Annotated in this window: 15 protein-coding genes and 1 riboswitch; of the genes, 6 read left to right on the forward strand and 9 right to left on the reverse strand. The window is 40.1% G+C overall.

Features of this window, described 5'->3' with window-relative positions; all coding sequences use genetic code 11:
- Positions 1 to 94: 94 nt before the first annotated feature.
- From glgA to msrP, 8 genes are all read right to left on the reverse strand, one after another.
- Positions 95 to 1,537 (reverse strand): glycogen synthase GlgA, encoded by a 1,443-nt coding sequence (gene glgA / locus ACWIT3_RS07195; protein WP_457162069.1) that lies wholly within the window; start codon positions 1,535 to 1,537, stop codon positions 95 to 97.
- Between the two features lie 138 nt (positions 1,538 to 1,675).
- Positions 1,676 to 2,983 carry a glucose-1-phosphate adenylyltransferase gene (gene glgC, locus ACWIT3_RS07200; protein ID WP_457162070.1) on the reverse strand — a complete coding sequence of 436 codons (1,308 nt, stop codon included), beginning with the start codon at positions 2,981 to 2,983 and terminating at the stop codon, positions 1,676 to 1,678.
- 72 nt (positions 2,984 to 3,055) lie between these two features.
- Positions 3,056 to 5,059: a glycogen debranching protein GlgX gene (gene glgX, locus ACWIT3_RS07205; RefSeq protein WP_457162071.1), complete on the reverse strand. Its 2,004-nt coding sequence runs from the start codon at positions 5,057 to 5,059 to the stop codon at positions 3,056 to 3,058.
- A gap of 93 nt (positions 5,060 to 5,152) precedes the next feature.
- A complete protein-coding gene (gene glgB, locus ACWIT3_RS07210; RefSeq protein ID WP_457162072.1) occupies positions 5,153 to 7,375 on the reverse strand; it encodes a 1,4-alpha-glucan branching protein GlgB in 2,223 nt (740 codons plus the stop codon).
- A 29-nt stretch (positions 7,376 to 7,404) separates the two neighbouring features.
- On the reverse strand, positions 7,405 to 9,495 hold the full coding sequence (malQ, locus tag ACWIT3_RS07215; protein WP_457162073.1) for a 4-alpha-glucanotransferase: 2,091 nt from the start codon (positions 9,493 to 9,495) through the stop codon (positions 7,405 to 7,407).
- Positions 9,496 to 9,574: 79 nt separating this feature from the next.
- Positions 9,575 to 10,030 (reverse strand): YcgN family cysteine cluster protein, encoded by a 456-nt coding sequence (locus ACWIT3_RS07220; protein ID WP_457162074.1) that lies wholly within the window; start codon positions 10,028 to 10,030, stop codon positions 9,575 to 9,577.
- An 85-nt stretch (positions 10,031 to 10,115) separates the two neighbouring features.
- Entirely contained in the window at positions 10,116 to 10,715 is a 600-nt protein-coding gene (locus tag ACWIT3_RS07225; RefSeq protein WP_457162075.1) for a protein-methionine-sulfoxide reductase heme-binding subunit MsrQ, read from the reverse strand.
- Positions 10,715 to 11,674, reverse strand: a complete 960-nt coding sequence (msrP, locus tag ACWIT3_RS07230; RefSeq protein WP_457162076.1) for a protein-methionine-sulfoxide reductase catalytic subunit MsrP — start codon at positions 11,672 to 11,674, stop codon at positions 10,715 to 10,717. Before msrP ends, ACWIT3_RS07225 begins: the two co-directional genes overlap by 1 nt.
- Positions 11,675 to 11,885: 211 nt before the next feature.
- Between msrP and ACWIT3_RS07235 the strand changes: the two genes are divergently transcribed.
- Complete coding sequence (locus ACWIT3_RS07235; RefSeq protein ID WP_457162077.1) at positions 11,886 to 12,206, forward strand: HI1450 family dsDNA-mimic protein; 321 nt, start codon at positions 11,886 to 11,888, stop codon at positions 12,204 to 12,206.
- Between the two features lie 60 nt (positions 12,207 to 12,266).
- On the opposite strand, the gene thiI is transcribed toward ACWIT3_RS07235, so the two are convergent.
- Entirely contained in the window at positions 12,267 to 13,709 is a 1,443-nt protein-coding gene (gene thiI / locus ACWIT3_RS07240; protein ID WP_457162078.1) for a tRNA uracil 4-sulfurtransferase ThiI, read from the reverse strand.
- A 306-nt stretch (positions 13,710 to 14,015) separates the two neighbouring features.
- On the opposite strand from thiI, the gene ACWIT3_RS07245 reads away from it, so the two are divergent.
- From ACWIT3_RS07245 to dxs, 5 genes are all read left to right on the forward strand, one after another.
- Positions 14,016 to 15,131 carry a NapC/NirT family cytochrome c gene (locus tag ACWIT3_RS07245; protein WP_457162079.1) on the forward strand — a complete coding sequence of 372 codons (1,116 nt, stop codon included), beginning with the start codon at positions 14,016 to 14,018 and terminating at the stop codon, positions 15,129 to 15,131.
- 3 nt (positions 15,132 to 15,134) lie between these two features.
- A riboswitch (molybdenum cofactor riboswitch) is annotated at positions 15,135 to 15,271 on the forward strand.
- A 20-nt stretch (positions 15,272 to 15,291) separates the two neighbouring features.
- On the forward strand, positions 15,292 to 17,778 hold the full coding sequence (gene torA, locus ACWIT3_RS07250) for a trimethylamine-N-oxide reductase TorA (RefSeq protein WP_457162080.1): 2,487 nt from the start codon (positions 15,292 to 15,294) through the stop codon (positions 17,776 to 17,778).
- Positions 17,779 to 18,005: 227 nt separating this feature from the next.
- Positions 18,006 to 18,251, forward strand: a complete 246-nt coding sequence (gene xseB / locus ACWIT3_RS07255) for an exodeoxyribonuclease VII small subunit (RefSeq protein WP_457162081.1) — start codon at positions 18,006 to 18,008, stop codon at positions 18,249 to 18,251.
- Between the two features lie 13 nt (positions 18,252 to 18,264).
- A complete protein-coding gene (gene ispA, locus ACWIT3_RS07260; RefSeq protein WP_457162082.1) occupies positions 18,265 to 19,152 on the forward strand; it encodes a (2E,6E)-farnesyl diphosphate synthase in 888 nt (295 codons plus the stop codon).
- Positions 19,153 to 19,216: 64 nt separating this feature from the next.
- The gene (gene dxs, locus ACWIT3_RS07265; RefSeq protein ID WP_457162083.1) at positions 19,217 to 21,061 is read left to right on the forward strand and encodes a 1-deoxy-D-xylulose-5-phosphate synthase; all 1,845 of its coding nucleotides are present in this window, start codon (positions 19,217 to 19,219) and stop codon (positions 21,059 to 21,061) included.
- Positions 21,062 to 21,090 lie beyond the last annotated feature (29 nt).

Raw genomic sequence — 21,090 nt, forward strand, 5'->3', positions numbered from 1 at the left:
AATGTAGTCACTTTTGCACAAAAATGCAACAGTTTTTTTGTGAAACATTGCGATCAATAAAGCTTAGCTTATCTCCGATAAACAAACGTTATCTTTAATAACCCGATAAAATACGTTGGTATAAACGTTGGTAACCTTTTGCTGAAATTTGCCAGCTAAAATCTTGTTCCATCGCTACCGTTCTGACACTAAACCACAAACGTTGTTTCTGCCATAATGCAAACGCATTAATAATAGCGTGACGAAGTGCCTCGCTGCTAGCCTGCTCAAAGACGAAACCAGTAGCAAGACGCTCTTTAATGTTTTCAGCTGTTGCATTCACAACAGTATCAGCGAGCCCACCCGTTGAGCGCACTAATGGCAAAGTACCGTATTTCAAACCATATAGCTGTGTTAAACCACAAGGTTCAAAGCGGCTCGGAACTAAAATGACATCCCCCCCAGCAATCATCAAATGCGATAAGGCTTCATCATAACCAATCTTCACGGCAATATGTTGAGGATAGTGTTCTGCTAAATACTTAATTCCTGCTTCTAAATGTGGCGAGCCAGAACCAAGAATCACCAGCTGACCACCTTGCTTCACAATTTCATCTGCACTTTCAATTAATAAATCTACCCCTTTTTGTTCAGTTAAACGCGTTACCATCACAAACAATAAGGCGTCAGAGGTTTGTGGTAGATTAAAGTAAGCTTGCAATGCTTCTTTATTTTTACGCTTACCCGTCATTGCTTTTAATTTATAGTGATGCTCAATGTAGCTATCATTGTTAGGATGCCAGATTTGTTCATCAACACCATTTAAAATACCGACTAAACGCCCTTGGTGATCTAAACTCTGTAACAAGCCTTGCAAACCATAGGCAAATTCAGGTGTTGTAATCTCTTTTGCGTAAGTTGGACTCACTGCCGTCACAGCATCAGAATAATACAATCCAGCTTTCAAATAAGACATTTGTCCATAAAGTTCTAGCCCATCAACATGGAACATTCCTGCGGGTAAACCAATTTCAAACAAATGATGATAAGAAAATTGACCTTGATAGGCTAAATTATGAATCGTAAAAACAGATTTTGCTGGACGACCTTTATTAAACAAATAAGCACTGGCTAAACCAGCATGCCAATCATGTGCATGCACGACTTCAGCTCGCCACCAAAAATCTAATCCTGTCGCTAGCTCTGCGGCAACCCAACCTAATAATGCAAAGCGCTTATAGTTATCCGCATAGTCGTTATACCATTGGTCATGATATGGATTACCTTCACGTTGGTATAAGTGTGGTGCGTCAATTAAATACACCCCAACGCCTTTATACTCACCATAACGCAAAACAATACGACCCGCAAAATTATCAAATTCACTGACCACAACAGTGTCAGGAATGCCAGCTGCAATAGCAGGATAAGCGGGGAGGACAATACGCGCGTCAATACCAATCTCTTTTTGCGCAAAAGGTAATGCGCCCATCACATCTGCTAACCCTCCCGTTTTTAAGAGGGGATATAATTCCGAGCAAGCATGTAGTACTTTCATTCTGTTACCCTTAACGTATCACAATATAAGAATATGTTATTTTAATATGAAAGGGCGAACATATCGGCTCGCCCTTGTTTCATCCAGCTTCCTAAGAATTAAACTGGATAAAACGCGGTCAAAATTGACCGCACTTTTCTAGTCTAAGTGTGCTTCTGACTCGACTTTTTCACCGCTCAATTTCTTTAACATGGATGGAGTCACTAACACAACACCGCCAGAGCTTACTCTGAAACGTTGGCGATCCAGTTCAATATCTACCCCGATTTCCATGCCATCTGGAATCACAGAATGACGGTCGATAATACAACGTTTCAATTTACAGTTCTTACCAATCGTCACTTGCGGTAACACAACGCAATGGTCAATTTCAGAGCCTTCATCAATTTTAATGCGATCAAATAAGACAGAATAACTGATAGAGGCATCAGTAATGACACAGCCACCTGAAATCAATGAGTTATCAACTGGACGTGCATTTTCTCTCTTATAGAAGAATTTTGATGGATAAGTTTGTACTGGGTTCCCACGAATTGGCCAAGTTTGGTCATAAATGTCTAATTGTGGATTCTCACAGACTAAGTCAATATTGGATTGCCAGAAGCTATCTAAAGTCCCAACATCACGCCAGTAAATTTCTCCTTCCGTATTGCGTCCCATACAAGAGCGACTAAATGGGTGTGCATATAATACGCCTTCTTCTAACGCTTTTGGTAACACGTCTTTACCAAAGTCATGAGAAGTATAAGGTGATGTGACTTCACGTTCTAAAACATCATAGAGATAATCAGCGTCAAACACATAAATCCCCATGGAAGCTAGAGATGTATTCGGTTTGCCAACCATCGCAGGTGGATCTTTTGGTTTTTCCACAAACGATTTCACTTTTAAGTTTTCGTTCACTGCCATCACACCAAATTCAGAGGCTTTTTCACGTTCTACTTCAATACACCCAACCGTACATTTTGCCCCACTATTAATATGATCGATCAACATTTGGCTATAATCTTGTTTATAAATATGGTCACCCGCTAAAATCAATACATATTTTGGGCAATAATGATCACGGATAATCGCCATATTTTGATAGACTGCATCCGCGGTGCCACGATACCATGTTGAATCATCGATTTGTTGACGAGCAGGTAACATATCAATAAATTCACCACGTTCTGCAGGAAGGAATGACCAACCATTTTGTAAATGACGCAAAAGCGAGTGTGCGGCATACTGTGTTACCACACCGATACGGTTTAACCCTGAATTTAAACAGTTTGATAAAGCAAAATCGATAATACGGCGATTCCCACCAAAATACAGTGCTGGTTTAGCTCGTTTATCCGTCAATTCATAAAGGCGTGAACCACGACCACCCGCAAGAATTAACACAAGTGTTTCTTTCACTAACTCATATTTATTAGGCAACTTAGCAATACTACTGTTCATAATGACCTCCATTATTATACGGGCGATGTTGCACAACCTAATATCAACAACCCTTATTTATTGTTTCAACTTTTATTCACGACTCAATTTCTGCAACACACAAAAAGCGACATCCCCCACCTCAACCACATTATCCTGAATGGTCGTGTCTGTTGCATGATATACAACTTCCCAGTTACCCACTGGCAACAAAAAAGTTTGTAATTCGGCTTTTGTATTAATTAAAAATAACCAGTGGTTATCTAACATCACTTGTAAGGCTTTTGTTTCACGATTATGCCAATCCTCTTGTTGTTTTGGCACACCAGACACCGTAAGCCATTGGACATTCTCGGCTTGCCACCAACAGTCTTGTTGTAAACTAGGTATCCGTTTTCGAATGGCAATCGTTTGCCTTGCTAAATCAAATAAAACAGGGTTAAACGCACTCCATTTCAGCCAAGTGGTCTCATTATCTTGACAATACGCATTATTGTTACCATTTTGTGAGTGACCAAATTCATCCCCCGCCAATAACATCGGCGTACCATTGGATAACAATAAACTCATTAACAACCCTGCACTGCTTAAAAAACGTGCTTGTTCAATTTCATGAGGGACATTTTCAATCCCTTCAAATCCGTGGTTATAACTATAATTTTCATTACGACCATCACGATTTTCTTCACCGTTTGCCCAGTTATGTTTTTGGTTATAACTCACAAGATCACGTAAGGTAAAACCATCATGTGCTGTAATATAATTTATCGAGCAATGTGGGGAGCGTTGTCCACGTTTGAAAATATCGCTGGAACCCGCCAATCTTTCAGCAAATGCCCCATTCTCTCCACTTTTCCATAACCAAAAACGCGTCATATCATCACGAAAACGATCATTCCATTCTGCAAAATAATCTGGGAAGTTTCCTACTTGATAGCCAAATTCACCGATATCCCAAGGCTCTGAAATCAACTTGCATCGTTGTAAACTGGGTACTGCCATGATATCGCTAAACAATTGCGCATGAGGTGTAAATCCCCCCTCATGTTCACGTCCCAATACAGCACCCAAGTCAAAGCGAAAACCATCAACATGACATTCCTCAACCCAATAACGTAAGCAATCCACAACCCAACGGCGCGTCATCGGATGCGATAAATTGAGCGTATTGCCACAGCCAGTCCAGTTACAATAATGTCCTTGTTCAGTTTGCCAATAGTACGTTTTATCATCAATACCACGTTGACTAAAGGTCGGAAAATGTTTTTCAGACTCCACCGTATGATTAAAAACCACGTCTAAAATCACTTCAATACCCGCTTGATGCAAGCGTTTTACCATCATTTTGAATTCTGTTAACGGTGTGGAAGCCATTTGCTTAGACCAATATTTCGGTTCAACCGCAAACATTGCTAATGGGCTATACCCCCAATAGTTATGTAATCCTTTTTCTTGTAAATGCACTTCATCAAGCTGATAGTTGACTGGTAATAGTTCAACAGCAGTCACCCCTAATTTCTGCAAATATGCCAGAGTATTTGGGTGCGCTAACCCAGCATAACTCCCACGAATAACCTCAGGGATATCTTCTTTTAACTGAGTAAAACCTTTGACGTTAAGCTCATAAATCACGGTCTCTGACCAAGGCGTGTATAAAGGCTGATCATTTTCCCAATCAAATGTTTCATCAATGATGACGGCTTTGGGCGCCAAATGCGCATTATCACGTTCATCCGCCAAATCGAACCAAGCACGCTTTTCTGCATCACTTAAATCAGGTTTACCCATCACTGCTTTAGCATAAGGATCCAACATCAGTTTGTTCGGATTCGCTAAAGTGCGGTCACTTTTTCCTGAAATTCGATAGCCATATTGAGTACCAATCGGCACATCACTCAGCCAAATATGCCAAATGTCATCTGTTTTCTCTGTTAACGCATAGCGTGTTTCTTGACCTTTCTCATCAAAAAGGCAAAGCTCAACCGCACTTGCTGCGCTCGAAAAAAGGGAAAAGTTATGACCTTTCTGTTTTTCTTCGATTTGAATGCTACAACCCAATGGATAAGGGCGTCCTGCTCTTGTTATGTTTGTCTTCATCAGTACGATTACTTACTACTTGTCTTCTTGTTAAATGTCACCATACTACTTATGTCCGATTAGGGCAGAACCTTTCTGCCCAACACGAACATGTTAGGCTTTTGGCTCGATCTTCTCGTCTTGTTTATCATCTTGATACTTCAGATAAATGGTTGCCAATGGCGGTATCGATACAGAAAGAGAATGCACTCGACTGTGACTTTCAATCGGCTCTGTCACAACAGCCCCAAAATTCCCCACATTCGACCCCTGATAAAATTCAGAATCAGTATTTAATATCTCAATATATTCCCCAGCTTGATTGACGCCAATCCGATAATCGTAGCGTGGAACTGGGGTAAAGTTACTTACAACAATAATCCGCTCACCCGCTTTGCTGCGACGTTCAAAAGCGAAAACAGAGTTTTGGCGATCATCAACCACTAACCAATCAAACCCTTCAGGGCTATAATCAAGCTCAAAGAGTGCGGCATGTTTTTGGTAAATGTGATTTAAATCTTTCACGAGTAATTGCACGCCTTGGTGCCAACCACCACCAATATTTTCATCCAGTAAAAACCAATCTAAGCTTTGTTCAAAGTTCCATTCTCGTCCTTGCGCAAATTCATTTCCCATGAAGAGTAATTTTTTACCTGGGTAACCCCACATATAGCCATAATAAGCACGCAAGTTAGCAAATTTCTGCCAAGCATCTCCTGGCATTTTGCCTAACAGAGAACATTTACCATGTACGACTTCATCATGAGAAAGGGGGAGCACAAAGTTTTCACTGTATTGATACACCATACCGAATGTCATCTGATCGTGATGATATTGGCGATAAACAGGATCTTTCTGCATATAGGACAAGGTGTCATTCATCCAGCCCATATTCCATTTAAAGTGGAAGCCTAATCCCCCCTCTTTGCTCGGTTTAGTTACCCCAGCAAATGAGGTTGATTCTTCTGCGATCGAAATTGCCCCATTGATTTCAGAATCAATTTTCCAGTTCGTATGTTTTAAAAATTCAATGGCCTCTAGATTTTCACGTCCGCCATATTGGTTTGGAATCCACTCACCGTCTGCGCGGCTATAATCACGATAAATCATCGAAGCAACCGCATCAACACGAATACCGTCTAAGCCAAAACGCTCTAGCCAATAAAGTGCGTTACTGGATAAGAAATTACGAACTTCGTTCCGACCATAGTTGTAAATTAATGTGTTCCAGTCTTGGTGATATCCTTCTCTTGGATCCGCATGTTCATACAATGCCGTACCATCAAACGCCGCCAAACCGTGCGTGTCACTTGGAAAATGTCCTGGTACCCAGTCTAAAATCACGTTAATACCTGCTTCATGCGCTTTTTCGACTAAACGTTTAAAGCCTTCAGGCGTGCCAAAACGGCTAGTTGGTGAATAAAGTCCAAGTGGTTGATAACCCCAAGAACCGTCAAATGGGAACTCTGATAGTGGTAAAAACTCAATGTGCGTAAAGCCCATTTCTTTTACATAAGGGATTAATTCATCTGCAATTTGGTCATAATCAAGCCAGAAATGATTTGCTAAATTACGACGCCACGATCCAAGATGCACTTCATAAATAGAAATAGGCTGATCGGCTTGATTAGCTTTACGACGTTTTGCAGTCATTTCTACCACATCAGGCAGTACACTAATTTGTGAAGCGGTATCGGGGCGGAGCTGTGAACTAAATGCGTAAGGATCGGCTTTCAACCGCAATTGTCCATGGCAGTCAATTAATTCAAATTTATATAATTGTCCGAGTGATGCTTTCGGTAAAAATAATTCCCATACACCGCTCTTTTGATGAAAACGCATTGGATGACGGCGACCATCCCAATAGTTAAAATCCCCGACAATAGAGACCCGTTTTGCATTGGGTGCCCACAAGCGAAAATTCACGCCAGAAACGCCATCGCATTCCATAAAATGTGCACCTAATACTTCGTAAGGGCGTAAATGCGATCCCTCACTCAATAGCCAATTATCTAGATCCGCTAGCATCGGGTGAAAACGGTAGGGATCCTCAACCATCTGAGATTCATTTCCCCAAAAAACTTGTAATTGATACGCAAAAAAACTTCTTGTTTTAGGCACAACAGCAGCAAAAAAACCACGCTCATCTAAACAGGTTAATTCGCATACTTCTTTATGGGTTTCAGTATCAATCACAACAACACGATTGGCATCTGGTAACAGGGCACGAATTTCAATCCCCTGTTCTGTTTCATGCATCCCTAACACAGAAAACGGATCTGCATGTGTTCCATCAAAAAATTGATTAATTACTGAGTGTGAAACTAATTGAACCATAACAAGCCCTCAATTTGATTCTAATAAATTTATCCCTGACGCGCTTGATTAACCGATGCCAAGAATGCGGTAATGTGCGCATCACTAAACATTTTTTCTAACGTACAAGCTAATTTTTTACGCCAGTTTGGATATTCGGTATCTGTTCCAGGCAAATTGAACGAGATGTCTTGCCCCAACAGATTTTCTAATTGCACACCAACCAATTGACTACAACTGTGTGCTAAATATTGATGTAGCACGTAGTTCAAATGAGCGTGCATTGCCATGGTGAGCGCATCCCCTTCATAATTCTCGGGCAAATAGCCATCACGGTGTAATGTATCCAATAATGCTTGTTTATCAATCACACGTTGTTCATATTTTTGTTGCAATTGCTCACCTTTCAGTACGCCAAGTTGCTGAAATAATTGCAAATCAACACAGTGCCAAAAACTTGATAATGAAGGAACATCATGCGTACCGATCGTCGCAAACGCGTTACGCGGGAAGGCATTCACATGCGGGTATTGACGTTGTCTCTGCTCAAAATACAAAACAAAATAAGAAAAAATTTGAAATTCATTCAATTTAGCCCGCACTTCATCAGGCACTGTACCTAAATCCTCACCAATCACAACACATTGATTACGTTGGCTCTCAATCGCTAAGATCGCCATTAATTCATCAAATGGATAATACACATAGACGCCATCTGCGGCTGTTTTTCCCTCAGGAATCAGCCATAAACGGAATAATCCCATGACATGATCAATCCGTAAAATGCCTACGTGCTGCATATTGCTACGTAACATATCAATGAAAGGTTGAAATCCCCGTGCTTTTAATGTCGCAGGGTTATACGGTGGTAAATTCCAGTTTTGACCGACAGGGCCCAAAGGATCAGGAGGAGCACCAACAGAGGCATGAACAAAATACAATTCAGGATCCGCCCAAACATCAACACTGCCTCGCGAGCTGTTAACCGCTAAATCCCCGTAAAGTCCTAATGACATGCCAACGGTTTGACATCCTTGTTGAATATCATTTAACTGCATTGAACATAACCATTGTAACCACGCGTAAAACTCAATTTTATCCTGATGTTGTGCTAATAAGCGCTTACGCGTTACCTTATTCAATTGTTGCCATTCAATATGCCAACCTAACCAACCAATAGTTTGCTCTGTTGGTGCTTTCTGATGTGCTTGACTATCTAACACATTAAACAATCCCTGCAATAATAAGGGTTCTCCCTCTTGCTTCATAAAAGTTAAGAAAGCCTGACGACGCTGAGAAATTTGCTTGGATTGACTGCGTTTAGAAAAAGCAAAGAGTTGCTCAAGTGCGGTCATTTTTAGCGTAGTTACCGCAGAATAATCGACTAATTCCACTTCACGCAACTGTTGAAGTTGTGTGCGAACAGGATCACTTTTCAACCAATGCTGTACTGTTTTGCACATTTTAAATTCAGGTAAGCAATCAATGGCCAAATAAATAGGGTTTAACCAACGTCTTGAAGAAGAACTATAAGGACTCGCCCATTCTGGCACAGCTGGATACATTAAATGCAGCGGGTTAATTCCTACAAAATCCACACCATACTGGCTGGCTTGTTCAATCAAATAATGTAAGTCAGCAAAATCCCCAATCCCCCAATTGCGCTCTGAACGTAAACTGTAGAGCTGGACATTCAATCCCCAAGCTTTTTTGTGTGACGATACAGCAGGTTGATACGCTGTTTGAGGACAAATAAGCAAACGAATACGTTTCTGTGTTCCTGCTGATGAAATAATTAGCTGATAATAACCATAATCAAGAGGCGGTAAATCAATACATTGCGTGAATGGTTGCGACGACTCGACAACAATTTGACCAGATTCATTAGTGAGCTGATAAGACACCGTTGTTGCACAAGGGAGTGCTAAAGGCGTCATATCATATTGAATTGCATGATGTTGAAAAAAAACAGCAACATCATCAAACCGATTTGCTGATTGTCTAGTAGAGGATGAAGTTAAAAGTTGAATAAAATAACGTAGGGTCTCTGGACTCGCATGGATTAAGTGCCCATCAATATCATAATGAGAACTTGCAATACCACACTTCTCTGCCTCCTGCCTTAAATCCGTTATATCCATTATCAACTACCCAAACTAGACTAATAATTAGTAGTTATTCTATCCAAGCTGAATACAAAGGCAACGATTTTTGTTTAAATTAGTGATCTGAATCAACAACAAATTCAAACCAATCAATGACATCCTTCTCATGAATGCCTTGCTCAATCAAAATGTGAGCATGTTTGACTGAGTCAGGGTTACCAGAGATTAATGGATGCCAATCAAAAAGCGGTTTGTTTTCATTTAATAAACGATAGGCACATGTTGAAGGGAGCCAATGAAAATCAGGTAAGTTCTTCTTAGTTAATTTGGTGCAATCAGGCTCAAATTTGAAGCGCTCTGAATAATTGCTACACTTTCCCGTTTCAAGATCTAATAAATTACAGGCAATACGAGTATAGTATAATTTTTTTCGTTTCCCTCGCCCTTCGATAAACTTTCGATAACAACACTTACCACAGCCATCGCATAATGCCTCCCATTCAGCATCTGTCATTTCCAGTAAGCTTTTATGCTTCCAAAATTCAGGCTCAATTGTTTGGTAAGTTGACATCGTATTATCCAATTAAACGTAACGACAAAAATTAAGTGCGGTATTCTACCGCACTTAATTTACAGATCAATGTCTTTTGTTTTATTCATGCTGAATGTGCTTTCTTACTACGAAATAAAGTATAACATTCCAATAATACAATAAATACTGACAACACTAGGTAAAGTAAGGCATTAAATGTCAAATTTTTAATCGACCAATAATAATGAATCGCACCGAATAACAAGGCGTAGTAACCGAGTTTATGTAAATAGAACCACCACTTACCCATTCTATTTTTAATATAAGGCAACGAACTTATTGACATCAACGTCAAAATAAGAAACGCCCCTCCGCCAACAATTAAGTACCCACGCTGAATTAACTCATGTAAAAATAATTGCACATCGCTGCCTAGTTCGAAAGCAAAATACGCATAGATATGCAAAATCACATAGAACCATGCCCATAATCCTAATGCACGACGTAAGATTTGCAGGTGGTATAACTTGAATATACGAAAAATGATACCGAATACAAAAACCAGTAATAAAATCGTTATTGCAGTAAACCCAAGAAAATGCTGCATTTCTTTTACAGGATCAGCCCCTAATTGCGATTCATCACCTGAAAATAAAATGATATGCAGCCAAATAAACGGAATGGCACAAGATACATGAGTCACTATTCTAAGTAAGTTAAGCATTAAAAATGTTTCCTCAAATCAAGATGTTGATATAAATGCGCAACTTGTTCTTCATATCCATTAAACATCAATGTTGGTTGACGTTTAATACTTAATAATCCACCTGAACCAATCACTCGTTCGCTGGCTTGTGACCAACGCGGATGATCAACGGCTGGGTTCACATTTGCGTAAAAGCCGTATTCTTGTGGCGCAGCTTGATTCCAGGTGGTCTTAGGTTGAGTCGATTTCAAAGTAATTTTCACAATAGACTTAATATTTTTAAATCCATATTTCCACGGAACAACTAAACGGATGGGTGCACCATTTTGTGGTGCTAAGGTTTTTCCATACAGCCCGACGGATAATAACGTGAGTGGGTTCATGGCTTCTTCAATGGTTAGCCCTTCTACATACGGATAAATTAATCCCCCCCCAAAAAAACTATTTTTCTGACCAGGCATAGTTTCTGGATCATATAAGGTTTCAAATTCGACGTATTTTGCCTGACTAGTTGGTTGCACCATCGCAAGCAATTTATTGAGTTCGAAACCAATCCAAGGAATCACCATTGACCAGGCCTCGACGCACCGAAAACGGTAAATACGCTCTTCTAAAGGCAATTTCTTCATTAATTCCTGTACATCAAAAGTCATTGGCTTTTCAACTTCACCTTCAACACGTAGCGTCCAAGGTTCTGTTTTCATCGCAGATGCATACTTCGCAGGTGATTCTTTCGGCACACCAAATTCATAAAAGTTGTTATAACCAATCACCTTATTTTCAGGTGTTAAAACTAATGAATGTGGATTATCGTCCTTAGCAAAGGTTAATACTTTGCGCAGGTCGTCTTCTGTACTTGCAGACGCAATATTCGGTAGCAATGAAGCGACCCCCATCACCCCCATTGCTTGAATGATTTTTCTACGTTCGAAAAAAATATGCTCTGGCGTTACTTCATTTTCTGTCAATCGTTGCATGATATTTCCCCCATTTCTTATTATAAAGAATAATTTTTATTTGCGTTATCATTTATTCAAGAATACGTTTCATTTAGACGAAAAATAATCGTACTTTATTACAAGTTCTTTTTATTCCTTTTGTATAACAAGAAAAAATAGCGTCAAATTTCATCTGTTTTAGTAACTTATGCTATGATGATGTAACACTGAAGAAATAAAGGAAAATCCTATGACAAATGAAGTAAAACTGGATCCTGATACAGCGATCGATATTGCCTATGATATTTTTCTCGAAATGGCCCCTGAGAATCTCGATCCTGCTGATATTTTACTTTTCAACTTACAATTTGAAGAACGTGGTGCCGTAGAATTTGTAGAAACCGCTGATGATTGGGAGATGGAAATTGGCGTGCTAATTGATCCTGAAGCTTATGCTGAAGTGTGGATTGGTTTAGTGAACGATAAAGATGAAATGGACGATGTGTTTGCCAAATTCCTGATTTCACACCGTGAAGAAGATCGAGAATTCCACGTGATTTGGAAAAAATAATCAAAACACACAAACAAAAATGCCGAGAAATACTCGGCATTTTTTATTGATTATCGGCAATTAACGGCGAAAAACTTTCACATTGCTAAAACCTTGTTCTTTTAAGTATAACGCTTGTAATTTACTCATTACGCCACGCTCACAATATAAAAGATAGTTTTTGCTTTGATCTAACGTTGCAAATTGTGAAGACAATTTATAGAACGGCATTAACTGTACGTTGTCCATTTCTAATGGATTTTCATCGGTTTCTTCTGGGCTACGAATATCCAAAATCACATCTTGCGATGCCAATACAGAAACGGTGTCCACTTCAACCACTTCTTTTTCAGTTTGCTCTGCAATCTGACGAATATCTAAATATTGCGCATTTTGCACCGCACTTTCTAGCACATCAAAATTGAAGTGACCTTCTTCCGCTTCAATTTTTTCTTTGATCGCTTTTACGGTTGGATTCTTCGAAATCACGCCACAAAATTCAGGCATCGATTTTGCAATATCATCTGTACCAATTTCTTTTGCCATGGCGATGATTTGCTCTTTGTCGTGGGTGATCAATGGACGCAACACTAAGCAACCCGAAGCCTCATCGATCAAGCGCAAATTCGTTAACGTTTGGCTAGAAACTTGCCCCAACGCTTCGCCAGTAACAATAGCTTGAATACCAAAACGCTCTGCAACACGGCTTGCTGCACGTACCATCATACGTTTTAACACCACGCCCATTTGTCCGTTATCGACTTTTTCTAAAATCTCGCCAACAACCCCTTCAAAATTGATCGCCACAAAACGAACTTTGTGTGATTCACTATAACGTTGCCAAATGTGATACGCCATTTGTTTCACGCCAATCTCGTGTGCCGCACCACCTAAATTGAAGAAACAATAATGCACGCGCGAACCACGACGAATCAACATATAGCTTGATACACCTGAGTCAAAACCACCCGAAATCAATGAAAGTACATCTTCTTGTGTACCAATCGGGTAACCGCCGATGCCTTGATGACGCGCTTTCACCAACATCATTTTGTCGTTTTCAATATCAATGCGCACTGTGACATCAGGTTTGCTTAACTGTACTTTTGCAGAAGCAATATGTTGGTTTAAACCGCCGCCCACATAGCGTTCTACATCTAAAGAATTAAACTCGTGTTTCCCTTTACGCCTCACACGTACACAGAACGTTTTATTTTCAAGGCTTGAGCCAACATCTTGTAAAGTTTGCTCAAAAATATCGTGCATGGTTTCAAATGGCTTTTCATCGACTTCTAAAAAGTGATGAATTCCTGGAATACGTTGTAACAACTCGATCAAGTGCGGTCTATTTTCTTCATTTTTTGAGCGCACTTCGATGTAGTCCCAATGGCGCACAACTGCCACTGAATCATCGTATTTAATTAAAATATTGCGAATGTTCCCTGTTAGAATCTTCACGAATCGTTTACGGACAGATTCACTTTTAATCATAATTTCAGGGAAAAGTTTAACGATAAATTTCATAGTCTATTTCAACATCATCTTAATTTTAAACGCTGCATTCTAACAGATCACATCAATAATAAAAATCTTTCGACTGACTTAATTTAATCAACCTTTATAAAAATCATTATATAAAGAAAAATTATAAGAAAGCCCAACAATTAAACAAATAACCATAAAAAAGCAAATTCTTTAGGCTATTTTTGATTTTAATCAAAGTTAACGTACCAAATACGCCTAAAATGAATTAACCAGTTATGAGTATTTTATTCCTCTTATATCGCTTGGTTATATACAAAAGTATATAACTTAATTTTGGAGTGATTTATGTCAAAAATAAAAAAACGTTCTGTACTCGCGGCTTTAGCACTCATGGTCATCGGAGCGGGGGCATTATTTAGCGTTCAATATGTTATGCACGAAACAAGCTCACCAGAATTTTGTGTTAGTTGCCACTCAATGAGTTTCCCACAAGAAGAATGGGAAGCCAGTGTGCATTTTTCTAATCAAAAAGGGATTCGCGCAAATTGTGCTGATTGTCACGTTCCTCCTGGTGGCTTGCATTACGTTAAAGCGAAAGTTTTCGCCTTAAAAGATGTTTGGTATGAATTAAATGGCAAAATTCCTGACCGTGAAGCCTTTGAAAAACACCGTTACGAAATGGCTAAAAAAGTGTGGGATGACATGAAAGCGACAAATTCTGAAACCTGTCGTACTTGTCATAGTTTAGACGCAATGGAAATGGCTTCTCAATCTAAATCTGCACAAACGATGCACGAGTTAGCGAAATCTGATGGACAAACCTGTATTGATTGCCATAAAGGTATCGCTCACTTCCTTCCTGAAATACCAGAAGAAACCGACGCAACGAAAGCAACACAAGCGGAACCTGCTTTGGCGATGGATAACTCAAAACCCGTCTATGCTCAAACTATTTCCACCGCACAAACTGCAAATGGTGGCGAAATACGTTTAATGCCTTATGCCACTTTAACAGATTGGAAAAATGATGGACAAAAAATCACAGCCACATTACAAGGTTGGCAACAATCTGGTGCCGAATCAATCGTTTATATGGCGCTCGGTAAACGCATTATTTTAGCTCTATTAGAAGAGGAAGCAAAAGAACAAGCAAGCGTGATCAAAACCGTACATGATGATGTCACTGACTCAGAATGGAGAGAAGTTGCTTTCACGATTACTGTTCCACAAGACAAAATAACGTCTGATTTAGCGGCGTTAAACCAATTTGGCAATAAATTGAATCAAACCCATTGTAGTGCGTGCCATGCTGTTATCGAGGCAGATCACTACACAGCAAATCAATGGATTGGCGTCGTTAATTCAATGAAAGATCGTACTGCATTAACGTCTGAAGAAGTAAGAGCGCTAACTATTTATTTACAACGTAACAGTAAAGATATGGTTGGTGCTAGTCACTAAAAAATTAGTTACTGACTCCGAGCTTGTGATCCTAAGTCGACAGATATGGTAACAAGCCAGCAATAAGTTCGCTTATGCCATGGATAACCGAGAAATTGATTGTCCACTCATATTTAGAAAGGTGTCAAAACGTCAACTACTTAAATAAGCGAGGCTTTATATGAAAAAAGAGAACAAAGTAGATGTAAAACGTAGAGAGTTTTTAAGAAACTCCTCTCTTGGCATTGCTGGCGCATCATTAAGCGGTGGCGTAGTCGGTTCACTTGTTTCGCCAAATGCTGTTGCAGCTGAAAGCAAAACAATCGTCACCGCTGCGCACTGGGGACCACTCGGCGTGGTAGTTGAAAATGGTAAAGCCGTCAAATCAGGTCCTGCCATTCCACCTGTTATTGAAAACGAATTACAATCCGTTGTACCAGATCAACTTTACAGTGAAACCCGTATCAAATATCCAATGGTGCGTAAAGGCTATTTAGCTAACCCAGGTAAAAGCGACACCACAATGCGTGGTCGTGATGAATGGGTACGCGTCACGTGGGATCAAGCGCTCGACTTAATCGACAAAGAATTCAAACGTGTTCGTTCAGAAGGCGGATTTGAAAATATCTTCGGTGGATCTTATGGCTGGAAAAGCTCGGGTTCTCTGCACTCAAGCCGTACGTTATTACACCGTTACCTCAATGCCACAGGCGGTTTCGTAGGACATAAAGGTGACTACTCTACTGGTGCTGCACAAGTGATTATGCCGCACGTGTTGGGGACCATCGAAGTTTATGAACAACAAACCAGCTGGGAAACTATCTTAGAAAACACTGATATTATCGTGTTATGGTCTGCAAACCCACTTACTACATTACGTATTGCTTGGACTGCAACCGACCAACAAGGTATTGAGTACTTCAAAAAATATCAAGCAACAGGCAAACGCATTATTTGTATTGACCCAATCAAAAGTGAAACCTGTAAAATGCTTAACGCAGAATGGATCCCAACCAATACGGCAACCGACGTTCCATTGATGTTAGGTATTGCGCATACTTTAGTAACGCAAGATAAACACGATAAAGCATTCTTAAAAAAATACACAACAGGCTATGCCAAATTCGAAGAATACTTGCTCGGTAAAGTCGATGGACAAGCAAAAGATGCGGAATGGGCAAGCAAAATCTGTGGCGTACCCGTTGATGTTATCAAACAACTTGCAGCTGACTTCTCATCAAAACGCACAATGTTAATGGGTGGTTGGGGTATGCAACGTCAACGTCACGGTGAACAAACTCACTGGATGTTAGTCACTCTTGCGTCAATGTTAGGTCAAATTGGTTTACCAGGTGGCGGTTTTGGTTTCAGCTATCACTATTCAAATGGTGGTGCACCAACCACAACGGGCGGTGTAATTGGTTCGATGTCTGCAACATTAGACAGTGATACTACAAACACTGGACAATCTTGGTTATCTAAAGCAGCGAAAATCAGCTTCCCACTCGCACGTATCGCAGATGTATTGCTCAACCCAGGGAAAACGATCAAGTTTAATGGTACCGAAATCACTTACCCAGACATTAAATTAATCTACTGGGCAGGCGGTAACCCATTTGTACACCATCAAGATACCAATACCTTAGTGAAAGCATGGCAAAAACCAGAAACTATCATTGTGAATGAAATCAACTGGACACCAACTGCGCGTATGGCAGATATTGTATTACCGATCACCACAAGTTATGAGCGTAATGACTTAACAATGACTGGTGACTACTCAATGATGCACATTCTCCCAATGAAACAAGTCGTTGAGCCACAATTTGAAGCGCGTAATGACTATGATGTCTTTGCTGAATTAGCAAAACGTGCTGGCGTAGAAGATAAATTCACTGAAGGTAAAACTGAAATGGATTGGTTGAAATTCTTCTATCAATCCGCCTTTGATGCAGCACGTAAAAATCGTGTGTTAATGCCGAAGTTTGAAAAATTCTGGGAAGAAAACAAACCAATCACATTTAACGCAAGTGAAAAAGCGAAAAAATGGGTACGTTATGGTGAATTCCGCGAAGATCCATTATTAAATCCACTTGGTACGCCTTCTGGTAAAATTGAGATCTACTCTGACACCGTTGCGAAAATGAACTACGACGATTGTCGAGGCTACCCTTCTTGGTTTGAACCTGAAGAGTTTGCAGGCAATGTAACCCCAGAACACCCATTAGCGTTAGTGACACCACACCCTTACTATCGCTTACACAGCCAATTAGCGCACACTTCACTTCGTCAAAAATACGCAGTGAAAGATCGTGAGCCTGTGCTTATTCACACTGAAGATGCGAAGGCACGTGGTATTGCAGATGGCGATATCGTGCGTATTTTCAACGGACGTGGTCAAGTGCTTGCAGGTGCAATCGTGAGTGATCACATCATTAAAGGTACAGTGGGCTTATGTGAAGGGGCTTGGTATGACCCATTAGACTTAGGTATGAGCGAAAAACCATTGTGTAAAAACGGTTGTCCAAACGTGTTAACCATGGATATTGGTACATCCAACCTTGCACAAGGTAACTCACCAAATACGTGTATTGTTCAAGTTGAAAAATTCACAGGCGAAGCGCCAGAAGTGACGGTGTTTAAACAACCAAAACAAGCAAAAGCTTAAGTTAGCTGTAAACAAGACACCAATGAAACTAAAAGTGCGGTTAGTTTGACCGCACTTTTTATTGTTTCCGCTCTAAAGAAGTCACTTCTCGACCATGTCAAATCAACGAGTCATATCAGAAAAACATCCGCAATAAAATCCCTGAAAAAAGCTAAATAATTTTAACATATGCCTTAAAATACAGTACAATAACTGCCCTATATCGTTCAAATAACACAGGATTAACAATGGCGAGAAAACCGACACAAAAAACAGAATTGGACTTTGAAACCACATTACAAGAGTTGGAAGCCATTGTGACGCGTTTAGAAAGTGGCGAGTTGCCTTTAGAAGCGTCCCTCGAAGCATTTGAAAATGGAATAAAATTAGCTAATTTAGGTCAAGAGCGTTTGCAACAAGCGGAACAACGTATTCAGATTTTATTGCAAAAGAATGAGCATGCCGCGCTGACTGATTATCAACCAGACTCATAACAACAAAGCTATTATGTATCAATTTTCGCAAGATCTATCACAATTACAGCAACGTATTAATACTTTTCTAGCGCAACAACTTTCCTTTGACACTGCGCCATCTCCTCTTGCTGAAGCAATGCGCTACGGTGTGTTATTAGGCGGAAAACGTATTCGTCCTTTTTTAGTCTATGCCACAGGAAGAATGTTGGGCGCTAAACTAGAGCAATTAGATTATGTTGCAGCGGGACTCGAAGCGATTCATGCTTATTCGTTAATCCATGATGATCTGCCAGCCATGGATAATGATACATTAAGACGAGGTCAGGCAACCTGCCACATTGCATTTGATGAAGCGACTGCCATTTTAGCTGGAGATGCCTTACAAGCCTTTGCTTTTGATATTCTCACTCAAGTTCCACACTTATCAGCAGAACAAACACTGGCACTCGTCAAAACACTCAGTCAAGCATCGGGTATCCAAGGCATGTGCCTAGGACAAAGCTTGGATCTCATTTCTGAACAAAAACACATTGGGTTAGATGAACTTGAGCAAATCCACCGTAACAAAACAGGGGCGCTATTATCCGCTGCGTTGAAAATGGGATTCATTTGCTCACCTCATTTTACAGACACAACGCTAGAACAGCATTTACAACGCTATGCTGATGCCATTGGACTCGCCTTTCAAGTTCAAGATGACATTTTAGATATTGAAGGAGAAAGTGACGTAATCGGTAAAAATGTAGGTTCAGATTTACTGTCTGATAAAAGTACCTATCCCAAATTACTTGGTTTAGATGGTGCGAAACAAAAAGCGAAAGAACTCTACTTAGTTGCATTAGCTGAACTAGAACATTTACCCTTTGATACGGCAGCCTTACGCGCGATTGCTGAATTTGTCGTGAATAGAAAAAGTTAACTCGCACATTCACCTAACAAAAGTGCGGTCTGTTTTTAAATTATTTTGGAATTGACTAACAATTATGCAAAATTACCCTCTTTTATCTTTAATTAATTCACCTGAAGATTTGCGTTTACTCAGCAAAGAACAACTGCCTCAAGTTTGTCAGGAATTACGTGCATATCTTTTAGAGTCAGTTAGCCAAAGTAGTGGGCATTTAGCTTCAGGCTTAGGGACAGTCGAGTTGACTGTTGCTCTTCACTATATTTATAAAACACCTTTCGATCAATTAATTTGGGATGTAGGACATCAAGCCTATCCCCATAAAATCTTAACTGGGCGTCGTGATAAAATGTCTACCATCCGTCAAAAAAATGGTATCCATCCTTTCCCATGGCGAGAGGAAAGTGAATTTGACGTGTTAAGTGTAGGTCACTCTTCTACTTCCATCAGCGCAGGATTAGGAATTGCGATCGCAGCGGAAAAAGAAAATGCAGGACGTAAAACCGTTTGTGTTATCGGGGATGGTGCGATTACCGCAGGCATGGCGTTTGAAGCGATGAACCATGCTGGTGCCTCCCACGCGGATATGCTTGTCATTTTAAACGACAATGAAATGTCAATTTCAGAGAATGTTGGCGCTTTAAATAATCATCTTGCACGATTACTCACGGGCTCGTTCTACTCTTCTATTCGTGAAGGTGGCAAGAAAATTTTATCTGGGATGCCTCCAATAAAAGAATTTGTTAAAAAAACAGAAGAACATGTCAAGGGCTTTGTGTCACCAGTCGGCACAATGTTTGAACAATTAGGGTTTAATTATATTGGTCCAATTGATGGGCACAATATTGAAGAGCTGATTAGTACATTAAAGAATATGCGCTCTTTAAAAGGTCCGCAGTTCTTACACATTATGACGAAAAAAGGGAAAGGCTATGCCCCAGCTGAAAAAGATCCGATTGGTTTCCATGGTGTTCCTAAGTTCGATCATCTAAGTGGTCAACTCCCCAAATCTAATAGCACGCCAACGTACTCACACATTTTTGGGGAATGGTTATGTGAAATGGCGGCGCAGGATCCTAAACTTGTTGGGATTACCCCAGCAATGCGAGAAGGCTCTGGAATGGTTGAATTTTCTAATCGTTTTCCTGAACAATATTTTGATGTTGCCATTGCTGAACAACATGCCGTCACCTTTGCAGCTGGCTTAGCCATCGGAGGATATAAACCTGTTGTTGCCATTTATTCGACTTTCTTACAACGGGCTTATGACCAACTTATCCATGACGTAGCGATCCAAAACCTACCTGTATTATTTGCTATCGATCGTGCGGGAGTAGTTGGTGCTGACGGACAAACACACCAAGGTGCATTTGATATTAGCTTCATGCGTTGTATTCCCAATATGGTCATTATGACACCAAGTGATGAAAATGAATGTCGACAAATGCTTTACACTGGATACAAACTCAATCAACCTGCCGCAGTACGTTATCCACGTGGTAATGCCATTGGTGTGACTTTACAACCTTTACAGGCATTAGAATTAGGACGTTCAAACTTAATTCGCGAAGGTGAAAAAATCGCTATTCTAAATTTTGGTACCTTGTTACCGACCGCCATGAAAGTGGCGGAGAAACTCAATGCCACCGTCGTGGACATGCGTTTTGTTAAACCAATTGATGTGGAACGTCTTCACCAAATTGCACAAACCCATGAAATGATAGTGACATTAGAAGAGAATGCTATTCAAGGTGGTGCGGGGAGTGCTGTGGCGGAAGTCCTGCATGCACAGCAACATCACATTAAATTATTACAATTAGGTTTACCTGATTTCTTTATTCCACAAGGGACACAACAAGAAATTCTGGCTGATTTAAAACTAGACGAAACAGGCATTGAGGCACAAATAAAAAATTTTTTATAAAAAATAAAACTTTTTATGAACTATTTGGA

The organism is Pasteurella sp. P03HT, from assembly GCF_054052285.1.